Genomic DNA, 18,734 nt, shown 5'->3' on the forward strand with positions numbered 1-18,734 from the left:
AAAATTGAGGTAAACGATTTAATCTTTCCCTAGCATTTCCTGTAATGGGCATATCCGCACTCATATACGTCTGCATTCTCTGTGCAAAACTCTTGTCCGTACATTTTAGTAGCCCATCTTCAATGCCAGATACAAATTGTTTGGGGAACCTTTCTCCTGCACGGTACCTAATCAGGACTTCATCCATTAAGCTCTGAATCTGGTTCAGGTGCTTTGCTACTTCTCGCGCAACTTTTGGTGAGATTCCCAACACTTCCGCAAAATGTGTTGACCCAAGTAGAATTCGCTTATTGGAACTACTAACAGACACAAGCTCAAACTGATACCGTAATGGTCGACCGCATTCACAAAAAAGTGCCGGACTAAAAGCTCTCCCGCGTTTTCGAAGATCCCAATCATAGTCAATATTAACAGCGATGAGGCGCCAAGCAGATGAGCCCTGAAAAATCCGATTAAGGACTCGATCACTAATTCTATATGTCATAGACATCTCATACGCCTGACGTTGTTGCGCCGACATTTCGGCCCAAATCCTGCTACGTTCAGTCAGTGTTAAAGTCCGAATCTCTACCACAAATACCAAGCCCCCTCTGCACATCTGTTCCAATAACATTTCATGACCCTTTCGAAAAATTATCAGCCACTAATGTTTTCCCGTCTACTTGTGGTTCCTAGTCAATCTCTTCATATGCCTTAAACCGATTTCGCAGCCGACTATTAAAAGAGCTTTTGGGAAGCACTTTGTTATTCCATTATTGACTAAAGTGACTCTATTCCGAGCCCATTTTCTGATCATGATCAACTGAATATTGTCAGGATGAGCCTCACAAATCTGCATTTTAATGAACTACCGTCCCAAAAGTTCATATATATTTATTAAAGCATGATGGGTTTTCTAAAGTCTCTCAATCATTCTCATGGATAGAACACATAAGCAATAACAGTTATCTTTTAACGCGCTCAGGCTATAAGGAGGATGGCACTTACTTCACTGTAAGTACCATCCCCCCGATCCACGCTGAAGAAAGTCCTTCAAGGAAATTTGATATGTGCTGGGTAACAATGCTGTCGAACTGGTTAAGCAGTCGCCCACTATTCAGAAACCGCTTTAATAGTTCAAACAGCCCCCGCCGCTCTATCAGCAAATCGATTAAACCAGAAATGCTTTGAACAGAACATTACCTAGGTGAACCAGACACACAGAAGGCAGCAAGTCATGCGACCTGCTGCCTTTTTGCGTATCTGATGATTAAGACTAATGTAGCCGAAAACGTGCCATAAATCAGCATCTTAGTTTGCACTAGCGCGTTACTTTTCCGTCTTCGACTAGCGCTGTAGCCCTAGCGCAGTGCCTTGTACTCACGAACGCCGTCATTAGTGCCGACAACGACCTCGTCGACAATGTCCAAGAAGAGCCCATGCTCCAGGATACCCACCTGGCGGTCCAGATACTGAGCCAGTTTATGCGGATGATCGATTCGGCCGAGGTGCAAGTCAATAATGTAGTTCCCATTATGCGTGACGAACCGCTTGCCTGCATCATCCAATCTGAACTTTGGCTCGAGTCCAGCCCATTTCAACTTAGTGAAGACCCGTTCACAGCCAAACGGAATGACTTCCGTGGGCAGCGGAAAAGTCCCTAGTTGCTTGACCATCTTGGACGCATCAACGATCCAAATGTTTCGCAGACTGTTCGTCGCCACCATTTTCTCCAAGGTTTGGGCACCGCCGCCGCCTTTGATTCCCTGGAAATGTTCGTCAACTTCATCGGCCCCGTCGATGCACAAATCAATGTGGCTGACGTCGTTGAGATCGACGACCGGAATGCCCAGGCCTTTCGCCTGGTTGGCGGTCCGGCTGCTGGTACAAACGGCGCGGATACCCTTCAGCGTCTTATTGTTCAATCGTTCCGCCACCGCATCGACCAAGAACTTCACGGTCGTCCCCGTACCAAGACCGACTGTCATGTCGTCCTCAATGTACTTAGATGCCCATTTCCCGGCCATTTTTTTCAATTCGTCTTGACTCATACTTGCCCTCCTAACCCGAACTATGCTTTACCAATGATCTTCATGCTGGCGCTGACGCCCAATCGCGTTGCCCCGGCTTTGATCATTGCTTCTGCTTCTTCCGCGGTATGGATCCCGCCAGCGGCTTTGACCTGGATCCGGCCGTTTACAGCCTTGTGCATCAACTCAACGTCGTGCACGGCCGCGCCGCGCGTGGAAAATCCGGTGGAGGTCTTGACGAAATCTGCACCACCGTCCGCAACAAGTTCACTGGCCTTGACGATTTCATCATCAGTCAGTAAGGCGGTCTCGATAATGACCTTCAGGATTTTACCGTTGGTGCGGGCCAGATCCGCCAATTGTTCAATTTCACCAAGCACTGCCTCATAGTGACGGGCCTTAAGCTCACCAATATTCATGACCATATCCAGTTCGTCGGCGCCATCCGCAATGGCGCGTTTGGCTTCTTCCAGCTTAATAAAAGTGGTGTTGGCCCCCAGCGGAAACCCAATGACGGTCGCCGTGCCCACCGACGTCGTTCTCAGCTTATCGTGAACGTGCTCGACCCAGTACGGGTTTACCATAACTGTCTTGAAGTGGTTCTCAATGGCCTCCTGGACCACCCTGTCGACCTGGTCTTCAGTCGCCTCTGGTTTCAACAATGTATGGTCAATGTATTGATTCAACTCCATGCCAGTATTCCTCCCTAGCCGGCCTCTTCGGCCAGCTTCTGAAAGTTCTTCTTTGCATCGATCCCGTCAAAAACGGCAGAACCTGCGACTGCCAAGTCAACACCGTGATTCTGTACCTCGGGCATTGTCGCTTCGTTGACACCGCCATCAACTTCCAGCTTGTAATCGTAGCCGTCAGTCTTCCCTCTGAGTTCTCTCAATAGATCTAGTTTGGCCGTCGTCTCCGGCAGGAACTTTTGACCCCCAAAGCCAGGATCAACGGTCATGACCAGCACCTGGTCGACCATTCTGAGCAGCGGGGTGATTGTCGAGACGCTCGTGCCCGGGTTGATGACGACCCCGGCTTCTTTGCCGGCCGCTTTGATCAGGCTTAGCGCGCGGTGGATGTGCTGCGTGGCTTCCACGTGCACCAGAATTGAGTCAGCGCCCGCATCGATGAAGGCCTGGACCAGATTCTCGGGATTTTGAACCATCAGGTGAACCTCAAGCTTCGCATTTGTCTCCTTTCGCAGAGCTGCCACGATTTGCGGCCCATAACTCAGGTTTGGCACAAACGCGCCATCCATGACGTCAATATGAATCGTCTTCGCTCCGGCTTCTGTCACAGCCAACACGTCTCTGGTAACATGGCCAAAATTGGCACTTAAGATTGAAGGTACAATTTCCATGCTTGTAACCTTCCCTTCTCTACTTGATCGGCTTCCAGACCCAGTTTTGGACTTCTGGGATGTCTTCACCGGTGTCGCGGATGTAATCGTAGTGATACTGCAGGGTGTCGTCCATCTTCTGAACGAAGGCCGCGCCTTTTTCTGCGTAACCTGGGACGTGTTCAACGACGTCCTTGGCCAAGTGGAACCGGTCGAGCTGGTTCAGGACCCGCATGTCGAACGGGGTCGTGATGGCGCCTTCCTCACGGTAGCCGTGAACAAACAGATTGTGGTTGTGACGATCGAAGAAAATGTCCTTGATCAAGTCTTCAAAGCCGTGGAACTGGAAGAATACTGGCTTGTCCTTGGTGAAGTACGCGTCGAATTCTTCGTCGCTCAGGCCGCGCGGATCGTCCTTCTTCAGCTTCAACAGGTCCAGCACGTTGATGAACCGGATCTTGAGGTCAGGGAACTGATCGTGCAGCAGGTTGATGGCAGCGAGACTTTCCATGTTCGGCTCGGTGCCGGCTGCGGCCAGCACGACATCCGGTTCAACGCCATCGTCGTTTGAGGCCCAGTCGATGCGCTTCAGGCCGTTGTTGGCCAGCACTGTGGCTTCTTCGATGGAGTAGAACTGCGGCCGCGGCTGCTTGGAGGTAATGAGCAGGTTGATGGTGTTCTCACTGCTAAAGACCTTCGGGGAGATGGCCAGCAGAGAGTTGGTGTCGGCCGGCAGATACTCACGAATGAATTCGCCTTTCTTTTCGGCCAGATGCGTCAAAATACCTGGGTCTTGATGGGTGTAGCCGTTGTGATCCTGCTGGAACGAGGTCGAAGTGGAGACGACGTTCAGTGACGGATAAGGACGGTGCCAAGGCTCGTCTGCGGCTTCGCGAATCCACTTGAAGTACTGGGTCAGCATGGAGTCCACCACGCGCAGGAATGCCTCGTAGGACGTGAACACGCCGTGGCGGCCGGTCAGGGTGTAGCTTCAAGGAAGCCTTCTGCCTGGTGCTCAGACAGCTGGGAATCGATGATGCGACCGGACGCGTTCATGTCCTCGTCAGAGCCGTTATCCGAAATGTGTTCTAACCACTGACGGTTCGTCGTGTCGAAGAGACCGTACAGGCGGTTGGACATGGTTTCGTCAGGGCCGAAGACGCGGAAGTTATCCGGGTTCAGCTTGATCAAATCGCGCAGGTAGTCAGACCAAATGAGCATGTCCTGACGTACGTTCTTGCCGCGCTCGGTGTTGTCGAGGGCGTACTGGTGGAAGTCAGGGAGGACCAGTGGCTTGGTGTGATTGCCCATGTTGGTGATCGGGTTATCCGCCATGCGCTTCGTGCCAGTCGGGACCATGGCCTTAAGCTCAGGCTTGAGGACGCCGTTCTCGTCGAATAGCTCTTCAGGCTTGTAGGACTTGAGCCAAGCTTCCAAAGCGTCGGCGTGCTCCATGTGGTCGCGAGATACCGGAATTGGGATCTGGTGGGCACGGAACGAGCCTTCGATTTTATCGCCGTCCCAGCTCTTTGGGCCAGTCCAGCCTTTTGGCGTGCGGACGATCATCACTGGCCAGTGCGGCATCGTGGTGTCGCCGGTCTCACGGGCGTGCTTTTGAATGCTCTTGATCTCTTCAATAGCAGAATCGAAAGCTTTTGCCATTTCGGGGTTGAGCTTCTCCGGGTCATCGCCTTCGATGAAGTAAGGATTCCAGCCCATGCCGCCGTAGTACTCGGTGAGTTCCTCATCGGTCTTGCGGGACAGGATGGTCGGGTTGGAAATCTTGAAGCCGTTCATGTTAATGATCGGCAAAACCGCACCATCGGTGATCGGGTTGATGAACGTGTTAGAGAACCAGCTGGCCGCCAAGGGGCCCGTTTCGCTTTCGCCATCGCCAATGACGGTGGCAGCAATGACGTCAGGGTTGTCGAGGATCGCGCCGGTGGCGTGGCTCAACGCGTAGCCGAGTTCGCCGCCTTCGTGGATGGAGCCGGGGATCTGCGCATTGGCGTGACTGGCGGCACCACCAGGGAACGAGAAGCGCTTGAAGAGGATCTTCATGCCTTTTTCGTCTTGGGTGATGTTCGGGTACGTCTCGGTGTAGGTGCCGTCGAGATAAGCATTCGAGATCATGACCTGACCACCGTGACCCGGGCCTTCAATGTAAAACATGTTCAGGTCGTACTTGTTGATCAGGCGGTTGAGGTGCGCGTAGATGAAGTTCTGGCTGGCAATGGTGCCCCAGTGCCCAGCGGATTGACTTTTACGTCGCTGGACTTGAGCGGCCGCTTCAGCAGTGGGTTGTCGCGCAGGTACAGTTGACCCACGGAGACATAGTTTGCAGCCCGCCAATACGCGGTCAGCTTGTCAAAATACTCTGGTGACGAATAGTCCTCTTTTTCCATGTCATTCATTCTTTCTATTCAAGATTACAATGCGTTTTTAATTTCGGCGATCAACTGCTCGTAATTGATTTTCGAATAGTCGCTCACGTCCAGTCGAATCAGCTTGCCAAGCTCAAACTTGTCATAACCGCGGTCGGTCAGCCGCCGCTGATAAACCTCAAAGGATGGCATGCCATCCAGCTTGGTTTCATCGGTCAACTTGTCCCCAAAATGATAATGCTGCATCAAATGCCTAGGTGCCTCGGTTCTTCCTTATCGCGAGCACGCTGACGGTCATAAAGCACCTGTGCAGGTGCCTCTAAGCGCACAGTAATGACGTTGTAGTCGTGTGCAGCGGCGGCTTTAGTCAGGTAAGGCTTTTGCTTGTAGCTAAACGGGTAGTCACCCAGAATGTTTTTCCCGTTGGCCATCATGATGTCGATTGCGCGGTAATAACGCTGCCGTGCCTCTTCATCTAGCGCGTCTTTTTGCTCAACGTTGTCAAAACCAATTTCGTCGTAAATGTGCTCTTTGTACATATCCAAAGGCGCGTACGTCAGGTTAGGCAGTGCTTGCCGGATGATGTTAGCGGTGTAACCCTTCCCGGTACCAGGCGCGCCGGCCAATAGGATCAGCGAATGCTTAGTTGGCATGATTTCACTACCTTTCTTGACCTCAAAATGGTCGTTAAACATAAATTGGGAAGACCTTCCGCCAGCCTTCCCAACTTTTTGGAGCGATATATCATTGAGGTAAAACGATTAATTCTGGGAAAACTTAAGCGACAAACTTAGGCGACAGTGGCGCTGGCATTCTGAAACAGGCTGATCTTGTGCTTAACAATGTCGTAAACGGCCTTGTTGCATGGCTCGATGTTGTTACGCAGCGAGTTGTTAACTTCAGTCTTGCCAAAGTATTCTTGAGCCGTCTTGGTCCAAGCAACCAGCAGCTGAGTCCCAACGTTGAACTTACGGAAGCCGTTCTCTGTCAGACGGTGATAGTCGTCTTCGTTAACCCCGGTCCCACCATGGATAACCATTGGGGTGGTGATCTTTGAGTGCAGTTCTTCGATCAGCGGCCAGTTCAGCTTCGTCTTGGACTGGAATTGACCATGGTGAGTGCCGATCCCAACGGCCAATGCATCAACTGGAACGTTATCCAGGAATTCAAGCGCCTGCTTCGGGTCGGTGTAAACACCTTCCTTAACGGAAATGCCTTCCTCAGTACCACCAATCGTCCCAATTTCGCATTCAACGGAAACACCATGTGCGTGTGCATAGTCGGTGACGCGCAGGGACTTTTCCATGTTTTCACGGAATGGCAGGGCCGAACCATCAAACATGACTGAGGTGTAACCAGCGTCAATCGCTTCTTTGATGTTGTCAAAAGACTTCGCGTGATCCAAGTGAAGGTCAACATCTACCAGCAGGTCATCAGCAAGCGACTTGCATACGGCAACGAAGTTCTTCATACCAACGTACTTCGCAGTCCCTTCACTCGTTTGAATGATGATTGGTGCACCCTGATCTTTTGCCGCTTGGATCATTGAAGGAACCATTTCCAAGTTGTGCGCATTGAAGGCACCAACCGTGTAATCAAGACGCTGTGCTTCACCCAACATTGTTTTAAGATCTTTGTACATAATAATTTCCTCCCGTGAATTAAGAACTTTAGTAGTTAGAACGCATCACACGCTTAGACAGCGCAAGCAAATCGTTGGTCTTGCCAACCCACTTCTCAATGGCGCTATCATCTTTAGCAACAGCGGCTGCCTTGCGCTTTTCTTCATACAGGTTTAACAACGCGTTGTAGGCATCACCAAACTGCTCTTTGATCTTGAGGCTGCTTTCGTAAGCTTCGATTGCCTGATCAGGTTGCTTCAGCTGAACATACAAGCCACCCAACTCGTCATAGAGTTTTGGTTGATCAGCCTGGTCACTCGCGTCGATCTGCTTGACCAGCTGGTCTGCTTTGGCTTGAATGTTAGCAATTTCTTCTGGGGATAGCTGCTTAGCTTCTGTTTCCGAATTTTTGGCTTTTGAATCCGGACTGTCCTTTTTCTTTTTCTTACCGAATCCGAACATCTACTCATCTCCCTTCAGGTGGCGGCAATGATTAAACCGCTTTGAGAATTGGTGAAAGAATGAACGCGTACATCAAGCATGCAACGATGGTATCTGAGTCGGTCGCACTCGCATTGACAAAGCCAAGCTTTTGGAGTGCAACGACCAGCAGTGCAGGCAGCAGGGTGATGAACAAGCCGTGAATAATGCCACCGATGATCGCACCACGACGGCCACCGACAACGTTACCGAAGATCCCAGCAGTCCCACCGGCGAAGAAGTTCGTCAGCATCCCTGGCAGGATGACGGCCAGGCCCAGTACAGGCATCAGGAACATGCCAATGACGGTCCCAATCGTGGTTGTCACGAAGCCGACGATGACGGCGTTAGGCGAGTATGGGAAGAGGACTGGGCAGTCCAGCGCAGGTTTTGCGTCTGGCACCAGCTTCATCGAAATCCCCCGGAACGCTGGCACAATTTCACCAAGTAACAACCGAACACCAGCAAGCAGGACGTAGACCCCAACAACGAACTGAATGGCCTGCAAGAATGATTCAACCATGTAGTTGGTCGTGCCCACACCAGCCCACTTTGGGCCAGCAAATGCAGCAGTGATCAGATACAGCGGCACCATGACAACCGCAATGGACAGGTAAGTATCCTGCATGAACTCCATGGCCTTAGGCAGCTTGATGTCTTCAACCGAGTGCTTCTTTTCACCGCGCTCGCCGAAGACCCAAGCAGCGCCGGCTTCGACTAGATAACCAATCGTGCAGAAGTGACCCAACGCGATGGCATCATTGCCAGTGATCTTACGAACAAACGGCTGGGCGAACGCTGGCATTGCAACGGCGAAGATCCCACCGATAATGCTGCCGACGATCACGGTCGTTACCGTGTTGAAACCGCAGATTTTCCCACCAATGGTGGTCATTGTGGCCATCCAGAGCAATGCCTGGCCGGTCAGGAAGATGTACTTCCAAGGGGAGAACCGCGCAATGATGATGTTGACGATGAAGATCCCTAAGAACGTGAACGCAATGGCATTGCCAAGCCCTAAGGCGTTCATGGCCTGGCCATTGATCGCCTCAATACTTGGAATGACGCCGTTCAAGTGGAACGCGTGCTGGAAGATTTTACCGAAGTAGGTCAAACTGCCCGTAATGACAGCTGAACCCGCGGTCAGGACTTCGAATCCCAGTAATGTCTTAAAGGTTCCTGTTAGCACTTCACCAAACGATTTCTTTTGCAAAACCAGCCCTAGCAGCGCGATCAGGGCAATGATGATTGCGGACTGCGTCAGGATATTTTGAATGATAAAGTTAATGACACCCATCTGTATTACCTCCAGTCTCTATCCTCACTCAGATAGTTCCTTGACCACTGGGACAAGTTTCTCTGCGAGTTCATCCTTGCTGACAATGTTGTGAAGGAAAACGAAGTGAATGGCTGGGTCCATCTCGAACTTACTAAACTGAATTTTAAAATTCTCGGCCGAAACAATGATGTCGGTCTTGAGGCCTGGTGCCGACGAAATGGATTCATGATCCATGTTGCTTTAAGGCCATTGGCGCTTAAGACATCTTCTGCAACCATCTGGCATGCCAATGAGCTGCCAAGCCCATTACCACAGATAAAGTAAATCTTTGGTGTCTTACTCATTTAAATCGTCTCCTTCTTGTTCATTCTCAAATAGCACATCGCGGAATTCTTTAACGTCGGAAATAGTCGACAGCTGCTCAACTTTCTTTGGATCGTTGATCAGCTGAACAACCGCCTTCATCACATTTAGATGTGAGTAGTTGTCGACGGCTGCAAGGCAGAACACAACCTTAACTGGATCGTTCTCAGGATTGCCAAAGTTGACAGGTCCTTGAGCGTCATGATGGAAACACCCAGCTTGTTGGCTCCGTCTTCTGGCCGCGCATGTGCCAGCGCGATCGACGGCCCAATCACGATGTAGGGCCCATACTTGGTCACAGAATCGATCATGGCTTGAACGTATGATTGTTTAATGAAGTCCTCATCGATTAACGGCTGTGCTGCTTTGATAATTGCGTCTTTCCACCCATCTACGGGAACCTGTAACTGTATCTGCTTATCATTTACGAGGTCCTTGAGCATTGGCTGAACCTCCCTTTCGTTTATTTCCAACTTGTTCGCTTCAAATACTCTTTGTAAATTGAAAACCAAGTCTTTCTCGACCCGGATACCGCTCTGCTTGAGAGTGGTCAGAACGCTGTTGAATAGTCGCGTTGGCTCGAGTTGATCTCCTTTGTACTTAGAGAGCTGCGAGTGCTCCGCTAAAAAAATCTGCTGCTTTCTTAATATCGTTGTCAGATGGAATCGGGTTTAACTTCAGACTGGGAACGCCCTCAATGGCAACATCCACGGTTTTAAACACGAGACTCACTGGCAGCTTTTTAAGCACGTCCAGTTCAGAAATACTTAGCACCGCAATGACATCCACGTTGAAATGTTCCTCAAGCCGCGCTGCCAGCAACCTGCCTGTCGCCATCCCATAATTGCAAACCACCGCAATGCGGTACGTGTAAACACGCTCCTGACGAATCTCAACTTGGGCAGTTGAGAAGTAAACGGCTAGGTAGCCGATCTCATCGTCAGACGGGCTCATGCGGTATTCGCTGCCGTGTTTCCAGAAGAAATTGCGCACGGCTCGGAACACCTCGGGATAACTCTGCATAATCGTGCTTTTCAGCGGATTGTAGGCGTTGACCCGTTGGTTCTGTCTCCTCAGCAAGGCGGAAACGTGCTTGTAAACACGTTCGAACAGCGTTTCGCTCTTAGAAAACGGGAACCCCAGGCTCTCTTCCATCCAATCGATCAGTGAAATGCAGATGACCTGTGACCGTGCCCAGTTATCAATAGCTGTGGTATCGTCCGAGTCGAAGCTACCGATCGTAAATGCCAAGTAATTAACTTCCGCCCCGACCGCTAAGTTGAGGCTAAAGTGGGTGATCACTGAACTGACGAACTCCGACTCGCGAGAGTTGAGCGAAGAAGCCTGATCTTCGTCGTCCTGGTTAACGTAGTTGCCGCTGGTGACACGTGACAGCCAAACCAGCGTCATCACAATTGCTTGTGACTGATAGTTATCGTTGACCCCCAGGTGGGTGGCGGCGAAGACGCGCTTCAGTTCGTTTCTGAGAAACCGGATCTCTTTTGGCGGAAACGCTTGGCTGCTTCATCGACCAAGAGCTTTGGCCAACCCACTTGCTGGGTCACCACCGCCAGGACGTTCGGCTGTTGGGTAAACACATCGGCAAACATCATCCGAATGGCACGTTCACTGCCTTCAACAGAAACCCCGCTTCTCGGATTGGTCCGAATGTGTAAACCATAGGGCTGAACGATCTTGCGAACCTCGCGCATGTCACTGTCCATCGTGCTCTTGCTGATCTGCATTGCATCTTGCAGGTCAACCAGGAACAATGGCTCTTTCGTACTCATGAACTCCAAGAGAATGAATTTCGTTCGCTGCTCGGGTGTCATGTAAAGCTCGCTTTGTTGGTTCTTATCAATGTTGCGAAGTAATTTATTTACTGTCTGTTTTGTGAGGCTACTGGTGATCACACCTTTGTTGACCTCAATCTGATCAAGGGATTCGCTGGCCAGCGTTTCATTAATTTCCTTGATCTCGTTGCGCACAGTCTTTGTAGTTACCCCTAGCTCGTCAGCTAGTTTTGCTACCCTGACCGTTTCGGAACTGCTCAACAAATCTAATACCTTGATTAGCCCGTCTCGCATGTTCTCACCTCACATCTATATAATATGCAACCGCTTGCAGCTGAAAAAGTGCTGATTGTTTCCGTCAAAAAAAAGGAAAGCGCTCGCACCCAGCCGGTTTCCTTTTTGAAGGGAAAAGCGTTGTGCTTATCAGTATACTGGTTCGACTATTCTTTCGTAAGCGTTTTGCTAACCAGGTGTTTCGCGACTAACGGTACACATGAAGTCCCGGGCCGAATACTGTTAGCCTGCCGCATCAAGCAAAAACAAGCCTGAGCGCTTGTGCGGTACAGCAATCAGGTCTGCAATAGTGGTGGATGGATCAATTAGTTGATTGGCCGAAGTTGCTTCAATCGCGGATCACGCGTTAAAAACCTCGCCTGGGGCTTGATCCCGGATTACTTTAGTTTTTCCAGTACGTATCTTTTGAGTCCCCTCAACAGATGGGTATATAGTCGATTTAGACGAGCGAATGTCACCGACTGAGCGAGGTGGTTGAATTGACGATCAGAGCTGCAAGGGAAGTCACGCTTGACCAAATTGTGGCCAGCCACACTAACATTGGCATAGAGGTTGAAAAGGTCCGCATCGATCCGCAAAACCGGCTGAGCGAGCAGCCTTTCCCCACCGACTTCAGTGAAGAGGTGGGCGAGTTTGTCGAGCACGAATTTTTTAACGCGCAAATCGAATTCGCAATGCCGGTCGAACCGGACGTTGAGAAAAATTCTGCACGCGCCGCGCAAATTGTCCAAGCGGTCGCCAACCACCTCGGACCGGGTGAACGCCTGTGGCCATACAGCTGCCCCCCACCACTGACGCAGCCGCTGGAGCAAAGGCACATCTCGCGGCAGCCGGAAGAGACCTACAGCTATCGCGAACGGCTGAGCCATGTCTATGACCTCCGCCGCATCCTCAATACCGGCATCCACATCAATCTCAGCTTCACCGAGCCGGCGCTGGCGGCGCTGCTGCAGCTGACCGAGTTTTCGACCACCGATGAGTTGTACGTGCACTTGGCGCAATACTTTATGCTTCACCGCTGGCTGTTCACGTACCTGTTCGGCGCGACGCCGCTGGCTTTTGCCGGCTATTTCCCGGGTGATGCACCGACGCACCCGGTCCGCAGCCTTCGCAGCGGTCCGCTTGGCTTCCCAACTAACATCCACGGCGACTACCAGTCCGTGCCGCGGTACGTGGCGCGAATCGAAAAAGCCATCGCAACTGGCGAGCTCCTGGCGCCCGGTCAGTACTACGAACCGGTGCGGCTAAAAAGCACCGCCGGAAAGGATCCACGAAAGCTGCTAGAGACTGGAATCTCCCACCTCGAACTCCGCGCCTTCGACCTCAATCCTGGCACAGTCACTGGGGTCACGGCCGATCAGCTTCGCCTCGTCCAAAGCCTGGCCGTTTACTTTGCCGTTGAGCCGCCGCTTGAAGCGGAAGAATTTGAAACGGAGCTAGCCGTAGCTCGCCAGCTCAACGATCTGATTGCCATGGAAGATCCGCGTGACGCCTCAACTTGTCAGAATCAGGCCGAAGAGATCCTGTCTCAGCTAGTCAGCTTTGCAGCCTTCTACGAGTTCCCCGCTGAGTACCAGTGCAGCATCCATCACTTTTTAGAGACCTGCACCGACTGCACGCGAAGCTTGAGCTACAAGGTCTGGCAGCAGATTGGCAAGTTAGGCAATCCGGCCTTAAGCAATGAGTGTTTTACCTTTAAGTTTGAGCCTGAGTCCGATTAAGCATCGCTAGAGACTAAATCGAGCGTCAGCCATTGAATCAGTGGCTGACGCTCTTCTTGTCGTCGAACGCATGAAAAAAGCCCCGCCGCAGCAGGACGCCTCACCCTTTTACAGGATGCTTCAGACAGTTCCGCCCCTTCTTCTCGTTTCCCCAAAACCAATATTCGTAAATAAAACACGTCCTATAGTGGCGCATAGACTGCGACCATGATGATGGAGGAATTACTGATGAATACGAAGAAAATGGTTTTAACAACTGTAATAGTGCTTGGTCTTGGAGGCTGCACCACCCAAAACACCGCCCCTATCCCAATGTATTCAAGCACTCAGGCACACATCCTATTCTCTGCTAAGACAGACAATCTGAATGACACCCAGGAGAAACAGTTCTGGAAGCTGGCACGCGCGGCAGCCAAACGGGCAACCAAAGGCGATGGTAATGAGGACAACTGGCGATACCTGAAAGATGATACCTTATACGTTGCCAAAACGAAGCGGCAGCACCAATACGAGATTGCTTACCAAGTTAAAGCCACCAAGCCCCTCCCAGTAAAAGTAAATTACGATATGCTGATCAAGTTCACCAAAAACTCTTTGGAAAAGCCTCGCTATAAGGTCCAGAAGTTAGACGTCAATTTGGGCGAATAAAAGAATTGCTCTTCTTATATTCCTATGAGACTATATATTCAAAATTGTTTGGGGGAGCAACACATGAAAAAGATGAAAAAGGTAATCGGCGTCATTGTCCTCATTGCGGTCCTAGTTATTGGCGGGTTAGCCATCTACACCCGTTACGATGATGCGCAGGAAAGCACTAAGGTCGCAACATCGAATTTTAAAGTAAAACAGATCGGTGAATTAGACACCACCAGCGTTTATTACGATAAGACCGTCAACAAAGATAAAGTGGGGCAAATACTTGGTGGCTTGATCAAAGACAAGGAGACCACCGTCTACATTTTCCACTTCAAAGCACAGGTGTACTTCGACTTGGCCAAGTCCAAGAATCATTACGACTCCGCAACCAAAACGCTCTTGATCACGATGCCGGCACCACAGGTCAAGCTTCTGCTCAAAGACTCCGACTATGCCAGCAGCTTTGACTATTACAAAACCAATGCCTCAATGTTCGTCAGCGACAATAACGCCACTGGCCTGAAAATCCAAAAAGAGGCGGCTAAGGATGTCGATGAAGACATTCTCGGTAAGCCAGACATTGTCACAACCGCCAAAAAGAGCGCCCAGCAGATGCTGAGCCGCATGCTCGGGACCAAAGGCGTGAAGGTAAAATGCTCCTTTGAAGCTTAACATTTAGAAACTGGCCAATCACCCAGAATGAAAACAATAAAACGAAACGAGGGTCGCAATCACTGATGCGATCCTCGCTTTGTTTTTAACAAGCTTGCCGCCGCTCCTGTTTACAGGGTGGCTTCGATTTGTTCGGCGCCTTCTTCAAGCAGCGTCATCAACGTGATGGTTTGCTCCGGCGTGACCAGCGGCGCGGCGCCGTTTTCCAAGGTATCGACCAGGGCTTCGTAGTACTTCTGGTAGCCACCAACCTCAGACACGACCTTTTCCTCGTGGTATTGGCCCGCGTCGTCCAAGTAGGACAGTGTGCCGTACTGATCCGGCCGGTCAACGCCAAAGTCGGGGTGATCTGGACCTGGCATGTAGAACTTTTTCATCATAGCTTCCTGCTGGTCGGTCTCCTGCTTCAGAAAGCGGCCGCGGGTGCCATACACCACAAACGACGGCCGGTAATTCAGCCGGAAGAAGCTCGACTTGACCGACACCTTCAAGCTATCTGGGTAGTGCATGCCGATGTCAAAATAATCGGCCATGTGGTTCGGCCCGAGCAGCTGACGCACGTCGTAATCGACGCTGACCGGCGTGCCCCAGTAGGACAAGACCTGATCCATCGTGTGCACGGCGTGACCGTACAGGAAGCTGCCCAGCCGAGTGTACTCGGTACTTTGCTCGACCGCGGCGGCACGATAGTAGTCAAAGTTATCCTCGACTTCGTAAACCTTGCCCAGCTTGCCGGACGCGATCACTTTTTGCACGGTCAGAAAGTCTGAGTCGAAGCGCCGGTTCTGGTAGCCTTCCAAAAGCAGGCCCTTTTGCTTGGCGTAGTCGAACAGCTCGCGCGCCTCGTGGGCCGTGGCCGTGAATGGCTTTTCCAGCAGGACGTTCTTACCGTGGTCCAGCGCGGCTTGGCGAGTTCAAAATGGGCCTGGGGCGGTGTGGTGATTGCAACCAACTGGATCTCCGGGTCGTCCCAGATGTCGTTGATGTTCGTGGTGTACTTGACGTCCGGCAGCTTAGCCCACGGCGAGTCGTCGTGCCGCGCGTAAATCGTCTTCACCCGGATGTCCTTCACCTGCCGAGAAAACGGCAAGTGGTAGCGGTTTGTCGCCTTGCCATTGCCAATATAAGCCATTGTGATCATCGTATTACCCCCATTGAAGTCGTTCACGTTAACTGTAGCCGAACGCGCCCAGAAATACAAAAATCCTGCGGTGAATGAGAGCGTCATGAAGCTTCAATGACGGCACGCTTAAAACGGTTCCATTGGTCTAGACGGCCTGATATAATCCCCCGTGATAGGAGGATTATACATTGAAAAAGCAGATACTTATTACTGGTGTCAGTGCCCTTGTCCTGATCGGCGTTGCCCCGTTGAACACGCAGACCACCCAAGGTGCAACCACGGCGGCGACCCGGGCAGCCGCAACGTGGCTTCATGGATCGAAATCGGGCGCTTCGACGTCGTTATCGACGGTCAGAGTCACAATTCGGACGTGATGAAAGTCACAGCCGGCAAAACCTACCAAGGCACGTGCACTGTACATTACTATGGTGCCGATGGCCGCCTGCCGCTTGACCACTTCATGTTGATTTCCAATAATCCAGCCGTGACCGTGATGACCACTGGGAGCGCGACTGCGCCAGAGCCGACCGCAGGCAGTGGGACGTTCACCATCCCCTTCACCGTGACCATTCAGGGCGCAACTGGGGAAACTGTGGTAACGAACATCAGCGCCAAGCGCACGGATGGCGGCCGCATGAGTCCATACTCTCACGGCCAGACTTTTGAAATCATTGCGCAAAGCGAACCAGAACCGGAACCAAATCCGGAGCCTGAACCTAACCCCGAGCCTGAACCAAACCCGGAACCGGAACCGAACCCGGAACCGGAACCTAACCCCGAGCCAGAGCCTAACCCGGAACCGGAACCTAACCCGGAACCGGAACCTAACCCAGCTCCAAAACCCACCCCGGCACCAGAACCTCAGCCTAGTGCTAAGCCGTCTCCAAATCCGAGCTCTGATCAACCGGAACCACGTCCACTTCCAGACAAACCGTCGCCTGCCGGTCAACTCACACCGCAGGGTAAGCGACCGGCACCGCAGCATTTGCCGCAGACAGGCGACCGCGTGAACACTGCTGCTAGTGCACTCGGCCTACTCGCCCTGCTGAGCGGTGCCATCGCGTTTTCGCGCAAACGGCACGCCTAATCCTACAACTAAAATGAGCTTACCCTCGTCAGCAAAGGGTAAGCTCATTTTTCATCAGAAGCCGAGCAATCGAATCAATGCCATCGCAACGACGCCAACGATGACGACCGCCAGCAGGCTCTTGGACACCACCGCCGTGACGACCGCCGGGACGGACGCCAGCAGATTCTCCCAGTTGATGCCGGGCCAGGCCCCTTGGTGATAAACAAAAATATTTTCCGCAATGATCGCGGCGAAAATCGCGATCGGCACAAACGACAGGAATTGCACCAGCAGTTTCGGGAACCGAAACGCCTTCGCCAGGATCAACGGCACGACTTTTAACAGCCACAAGGCAAAGCCGCACGCAAGAATCGTCATCAGAACATATGAATTACTCATGCGCGCGCTCGACCCCCATTCCGATCAGGCAGCCCAGCACTGTCGCAATCAGCATCGCCGTGGACCCAGGGAAAAAGCGCATCAGGACGTACATCATTACCATGACAATGACCACAACCTGGGCCTGGCGCACCAGCGGCTTGCTGCGGTCGCCAATCATCTGCAGGTACAGCAGCCCGATGAACATCGCGACCGCGGCAAAATCCAGCCCAAACGCGTTAGGTTCGGAATCAGCCCGCCAAGCAGCGCCCCGACCACGGTCGCCAGCATCCATACCAGGTACGCGCCGACGTTGGCCGCGTGAAACCAGGCCGGCTTCAGCTTGTGGTTCGTGTAGTTGACCTTGTTCATCGACAGGGCAAACGTCTCGTCGGTCAGCAGCGTCCCAATCATGATGTTTTGCAGCAGCGACTCTTCTTTGATGTACGGCGCAACCGTCATGCTCATCAGACTCATCCGCGAGTTGATCAAAATGGCTGACACGAGCATCGCACTGATGGGACTCGCCGCGGCCAGCATCGTCGCTAGGACAAACTGGACGGACCCACCATAGACAATCAGTGACATCAACGCGACCAGCCACCAGGCGATGCCGGCGGTGTGCGCAACGACCCCGAACGCAAGCCCAACCCCGATGTAGCCAAACACGGTGGGCAAAACGTCCTTCAACCCCGCACGAAAAGATAAGTCACCTGTCACTGCCGTCGCCCCCCAGACCATTAAAAAGTAATTAGAATTAGTGTACCAATAATCTGAAGGGATTCAAGCAAATTCGCCAATCACCCCCCAGTCTGTCGGGTGTGATCCTCAACGACCATCACTATGGCAATGTAGGTAAGCTAACCGCAGCCATCTTAAATCCGTCACGAGAATAATGCCCAAAACACAATTCTCAATGTCCCAACATGCTAAATCTGAGGAACAGCACACGAGAAATATGTAAACTTGTACAGAGAATCGGTCAATTCCTTTAGAACAAGGCCTGAAAGCATCGAACCAAATATGAAGACCATACCACGGTCTTCTTCAAATTAGGATACCTCGTCGCAAGCCCTTAACTGACGCGTCAGAAAGACGTATGCCACGTCAAATTTCACATTTGTCGGGTATGGTTTTCAAGAATCTAACATCGTGTCCCATTTGTATTGGACCTCGCGCATTGGCAGTACCCTTCGAAAAGCAACGGCTAAAGGGTTGCCCACGGAAGCGCAAAGAAAGCCGCGTACGAATGCACTACGCGACTTTCTTACTAATAATCTGAAGATTCTTCTCAAGAATCAGCAAGCGCTATTCAAGACCCATTTTGTCATCTAATCTCTTGCCACTTCACCAGCGACATATACCGCACGGAATTGGCTTGCCATCTTCAGTTAGCACCTGCATATGCGCATTTGCAGCAAGCGCGGATTCGTTTGAAGTCCTTTTTTTCGAGGCCTCTTTGTCATTTCCAATTACTTCATAGACTTTCTCCGTTGAATCTCAGAGTTGAATGTTGAAAACTTCAATCCTTAAGATTGTCACCTCAAACAAAATTTTCCATACCTCAATTTT

General features: G+C 51.5%; 14 protein-coding genes and 6 pseudogenes. 4 read left to right on the plus strand and 16 right to left on the minus strand.

Annotation, left to right across the window (positions count from 1 at the left end):
- The 13 genes and pseudogenes from JCM13995_RS16105 to JCM13995_RS15185 form a co-directional block, all read right to left on the minus strand.
- Window positions 1-574: hypothetical protein (locus JCM13995_RS16105; protein WP_225350818.1), on the minus strand; the 574-nt coding region annotated here is incomplete at its 3' end.
- A gap of 766 nt (window positions 575-1,340) precedes the next feature.
- Window positions 1,341-2,030 carry a ribose-5-phosphate isomerase RpiA gene (gene rpiA / locus JCM13995_RS08830; protein ID WP_054664754.1) on the minus strand — a complete coding sequence of 230 codons (690 nt, stop codon included), beginning with the start codon at window positions 2,028-2,030 and terminating at the stop codon, window positions 1,341-1,343.
- A 20-nt stretch (window positions 2,031-2,050) separates the two neighbouring features.
- The gene (gene deoC, locus JCM13995_RS08835; protein ID WP_054664757.1) at window positions 2,051-2,701 is read right to left on the minus strand and encodes a deoxyribose-phosphate aldolase; all 651 of its coding nucleotides are present in this window, start codon (window positions 2,699-2,701) and stop codon (window positions 2,051-2,053) included.
- A gap of 14 nt (window positions 2,702-2,715) precedes the next feature.
- The gene (gene rpe, locus JCM13995_RS08840; RefSeq protein ID WP_054664761.1) at window positions 2,716-3,369 is read right to left on the minus strand and encodes a ribulose-phosphate 3-epimerase; all 654 of its coding nucleotides are present in this window, start codon (window positions 3,367-3,369) and stop codon (window positions 2,716-2,718) included.
- 19 nt (window positions 3,370-3,388) lie between these two features.
- Window positions 3,389-5,753, minus strand: a pseudogene (locus tag JCM13995_RS08845) (phosphoketolase family protein).
- 24 nt (window positions 5,754-5,777) lie between these two features.
- Window positions 5,778-6,385: pseudogene (locus tag JCM13995_RS08850) on the minus strand (AAA family ATPase).
- Between the two features lie 137 nt (window positions 6,386-6,522).
- The gene (locus tag JCM13995_RS08855) at window positions 6,523-7,374 is read right to left on the minus strand and encodes a class II fructose-bisphosphate aldolase (RefSeq protein WP_054664764.1); all 852 of its coding nucleotides are present in this window, start codon (window positions 7,372-7,374) and stop codon (window positions 6,523-6,525) included.
- 28 nt (window positions 7,375-7,402) lie between these two features.
- Window positions 7,403-7,816 carry a hypothetical protein gene (locus tag JCM13995_RS08860; RefSeq protein ID WP_054664767.1) on the minus strand — a complete coding sequence of 138 codons (414 nt, stop codon included), beginning with the start codon at window positions 7,814-7,816 and terminating at the stop codon, window positions 7,403-7,405.
- A gap of 31 nt (window positions 7,817-7,847) precedes the next feature.
- On the minus strand, window positions 7,848-9,131 hold the full coding sequence (locus tag JCM13995_RS08865; protein WP_054664770.1) for a PTS sugar transporter subunit IIC: 1,284 nt from the start codon (window positions 9,129-9,131) through the stop codon (window positions 7,848-7,850).
- Window positions 9,132-9,155: 24 nt separating this feature from the next.
- Window positions 9,156-9,457, minus strand: a pseudogene (locus tag JCM13995_RS08870) (PTS sugar transporter subunit IIB).
- Window positions 9,450-9,919: pseudogene (locus tag JCM13995_RS16110) on the minus strand (PTS sugar transporter subunit IIA). Before JCM13995_RS16110 ends, JCM13995_RS08870 begins: the two co-directional pseudogenes overlap by 8 nt.
- A gap of 157 nt (window positions 9,920-10,076) precedes the next feature.
- Window positions 10,077-10,886: a BglG family transcription antiterminator gene (locus JCM13995_RS16115; protein ID WP_225350819.1), complete on the minus strand. Its 810-nt coding sequence runs from the start codon at window positions 10,884-10,886 to the stop codon at window positions 10,077-10,079.
- A gap of 62 nt (window positions 10,887-10,948) precedes the next feature.
- Window positions 10,949-11,563 (minus strand): BglG family transcription antiterminator, encoded by a 615-nt coding sequence (locus JCM13995_RS15185; RefSeq protein WP_054664773.1) that lies wholly within the window; start codon window positions 11,561-11,563, stop codon window positions 10,949-10,951.
- Window positions 11,564-12,042: 479 nt separating this feature from the next.
- On the opposite strand from JCM13995_RS15185, the gene JCM13995_RS08885 reads away from it, so the two are divergent.
- The 3 genes from JCM13995_RS08885 (at window position 12,043) to JCM13995_RS08895 (ending at window position 14,592) form a co-directional block, all read left to right on the plus strand.
- A complete protein-coding gene (locus tag JCM13995_RS08885) occupies window positions 12,043-13,284 on the plus strand; it encodes a hypothetical protein (protein ID WP_054664777.1) in 1,242 nt (413 codons plus the stop codon).
- A gap of 228 nt (window positions 13,285-13,512) precedes the next feature.
- Window positions 13,513-13,932, plus strand: a complete 420-nt coding sequence (locus tag JCM13995_RS08890) for a hypothetical protein (protein ID WP_054664780.1) — start codon at window positions 13,513-13,515, stop codon at window positions 13,930-13,932.
- A 63-nt stretch (window positions 13,933-13,995) separates the two neighbouring features.
- Window positions 13,996-14,592, plus strand: coding sequence for a DUF4230 domain-containing protein (locus JCM13995_RS08895; RefSeq protein ID WP_054664784.1), 597 nt, complete (start codon window positions 13,996-13,998; stop codon window positions 14,590-14,592).
- Between the two features lie 110 nt (window positions 14,593-14,702).
- Here the strand turns inward: JCM13995_RS08895 and JCM13995_RS08900 are convergent.
- Window positions 14,703-15,733 (minus strand): annotated as a pseudogene (locus JCM13995_RS08900) (Gfo/Idh/MocA family oxidoreductase).
- A gap of 286 nt (window positions 15,734-16,019) precedes the next feature.
- Here JCM13995_RS08900 and JCM13995_RS08905 point away from each other — a divergent pair.
- The gene (locus JCM13995_RS08905) at window positions 16,020-16,802 is read left to right on the plus strand and encodes an LPXTG cell wall anchor domain-containing protein (protein WP_054664787.1); all 783 of its coding nucleotides are present in this window, start codon (window positions 16,020-16,022) and stop codon (window positions 16,800-16,802) included.
- Window positions 16,803-16,856: 54 nt separating this feature from the next.
- On the opposite strand, the gene JCM13995_RS08910 is transcribed toward JCM13995_RS08905, so the two are convergent.
- Together JCM13995_RS08910 and JCM13995_RS08915 are read right to left on the minus strand one after the other, a co-directional pair.
- On the minus strand, window positions 16,857-17,183 hold the full coding sequence (locus JCM13995_RS08910; protein WP_054664790.1) for an AzlD domain-containing protein: 327 nt from the start codon (window positions 17,181-17,183) through the stop codon (window positions 16,857-16,859).
- Window positions 17,176-17,882 (minus strand): annotated as a pseudogene (locus tag JCM13995_RS08915) (AzlC family ABC transporter permease). Before JCM13995_RS08915 ends, JCM13995_RS08910 begins: the two are co-directional and overlap by 8 nt.
- Window positions 17,883-18,734: the final 852 nt, after the last annotated feature.

Source organism: Lacticaseibacillus camelliae DSM 22697 = JCM 13995, from assembly GCF_001311195.1.
Lineage (GTDB): Bacteria > Bacillota > Bacilli > Lactobacillales > Lactobacillaceae > Lacticaseibacillus > Lacticaseibacillus camelliae.

Coding starts and splice junctions, on each gene's coding strand:
- rpiA (WP_054664754.1), bottom strand. CDS start 2,030: ATGAGTCAAGACGAATTGAAAAAAATGGCCGGGAAATGGGCATCTAAG.
- deoC (WP_054664757.1), bottom strand. CDS start 2,701: ATGGAGTTGAATCAATACATTGACCATACATTGTTGAAACCAGAGGCG.
- rpe (WP_054664761.1), bottom strand. CDS start 3,369: ATGGAAATTGTACCTTCAATCTTAAGTGCCAATTTTGGCCATGTTACC.
- JCM13995_RS08855 (WP_054664764.1), bottom strand. CDS start 7,374: ATGTACAAAGATCTTAAAACAATGTTGGGTGAAGCACAGCGTCTTGAT.
- JCM13995_RS08860 (WP_054664767.1), bottom strand. CDS start 7,816: ATGTTCGGATTCGGTAAGAAAAAGAAAAAGGACAGTCCGGATTCAAAA.
- JCM13995_RS08865 (WP_054664770.1), bottom strand. CDS start 9,131: ATGGGTGTCATTAACTTTATCATTCAAAATATCCTGACGCAGTCCGCA.
- JCM13995_RS16115 (WP_225350819.1), bottom strand. CDS start 10,886: ATGACGCTGGTTTGGCTGTCACGTGTCACCAGCGGCAACTACGTTAAC.
- JCM13995_RS15185 (WP_054664773.1), bottom strand. CDS start 11,563: ATGCGAGACGGGCTAATCAAGGTATTAGATTTGTTGAGCAGTTCCGAA.
- JCM13995_RS08890 (WP_054664780.1), top strand. CDS start 13,513: ATGAATACGAAGAAAATGGTTTTAACAACTGTAATAGTGCTTGGTCTT.
- JCM13995_RS08895 (WP_054664784.1), top strand. CDS start 13,996: ATGAAAAAGATGAAAAAGGTAATCGGCGTCATTGTCCTCATTGCGGTC.
- JCM13995_RS08910 (WP_054664790.1), bottom strand. CDS start 17,183: ATGAGTAATTCATATGTTCTGATGACGATTCTTGCGTGCGGCTTTGCC.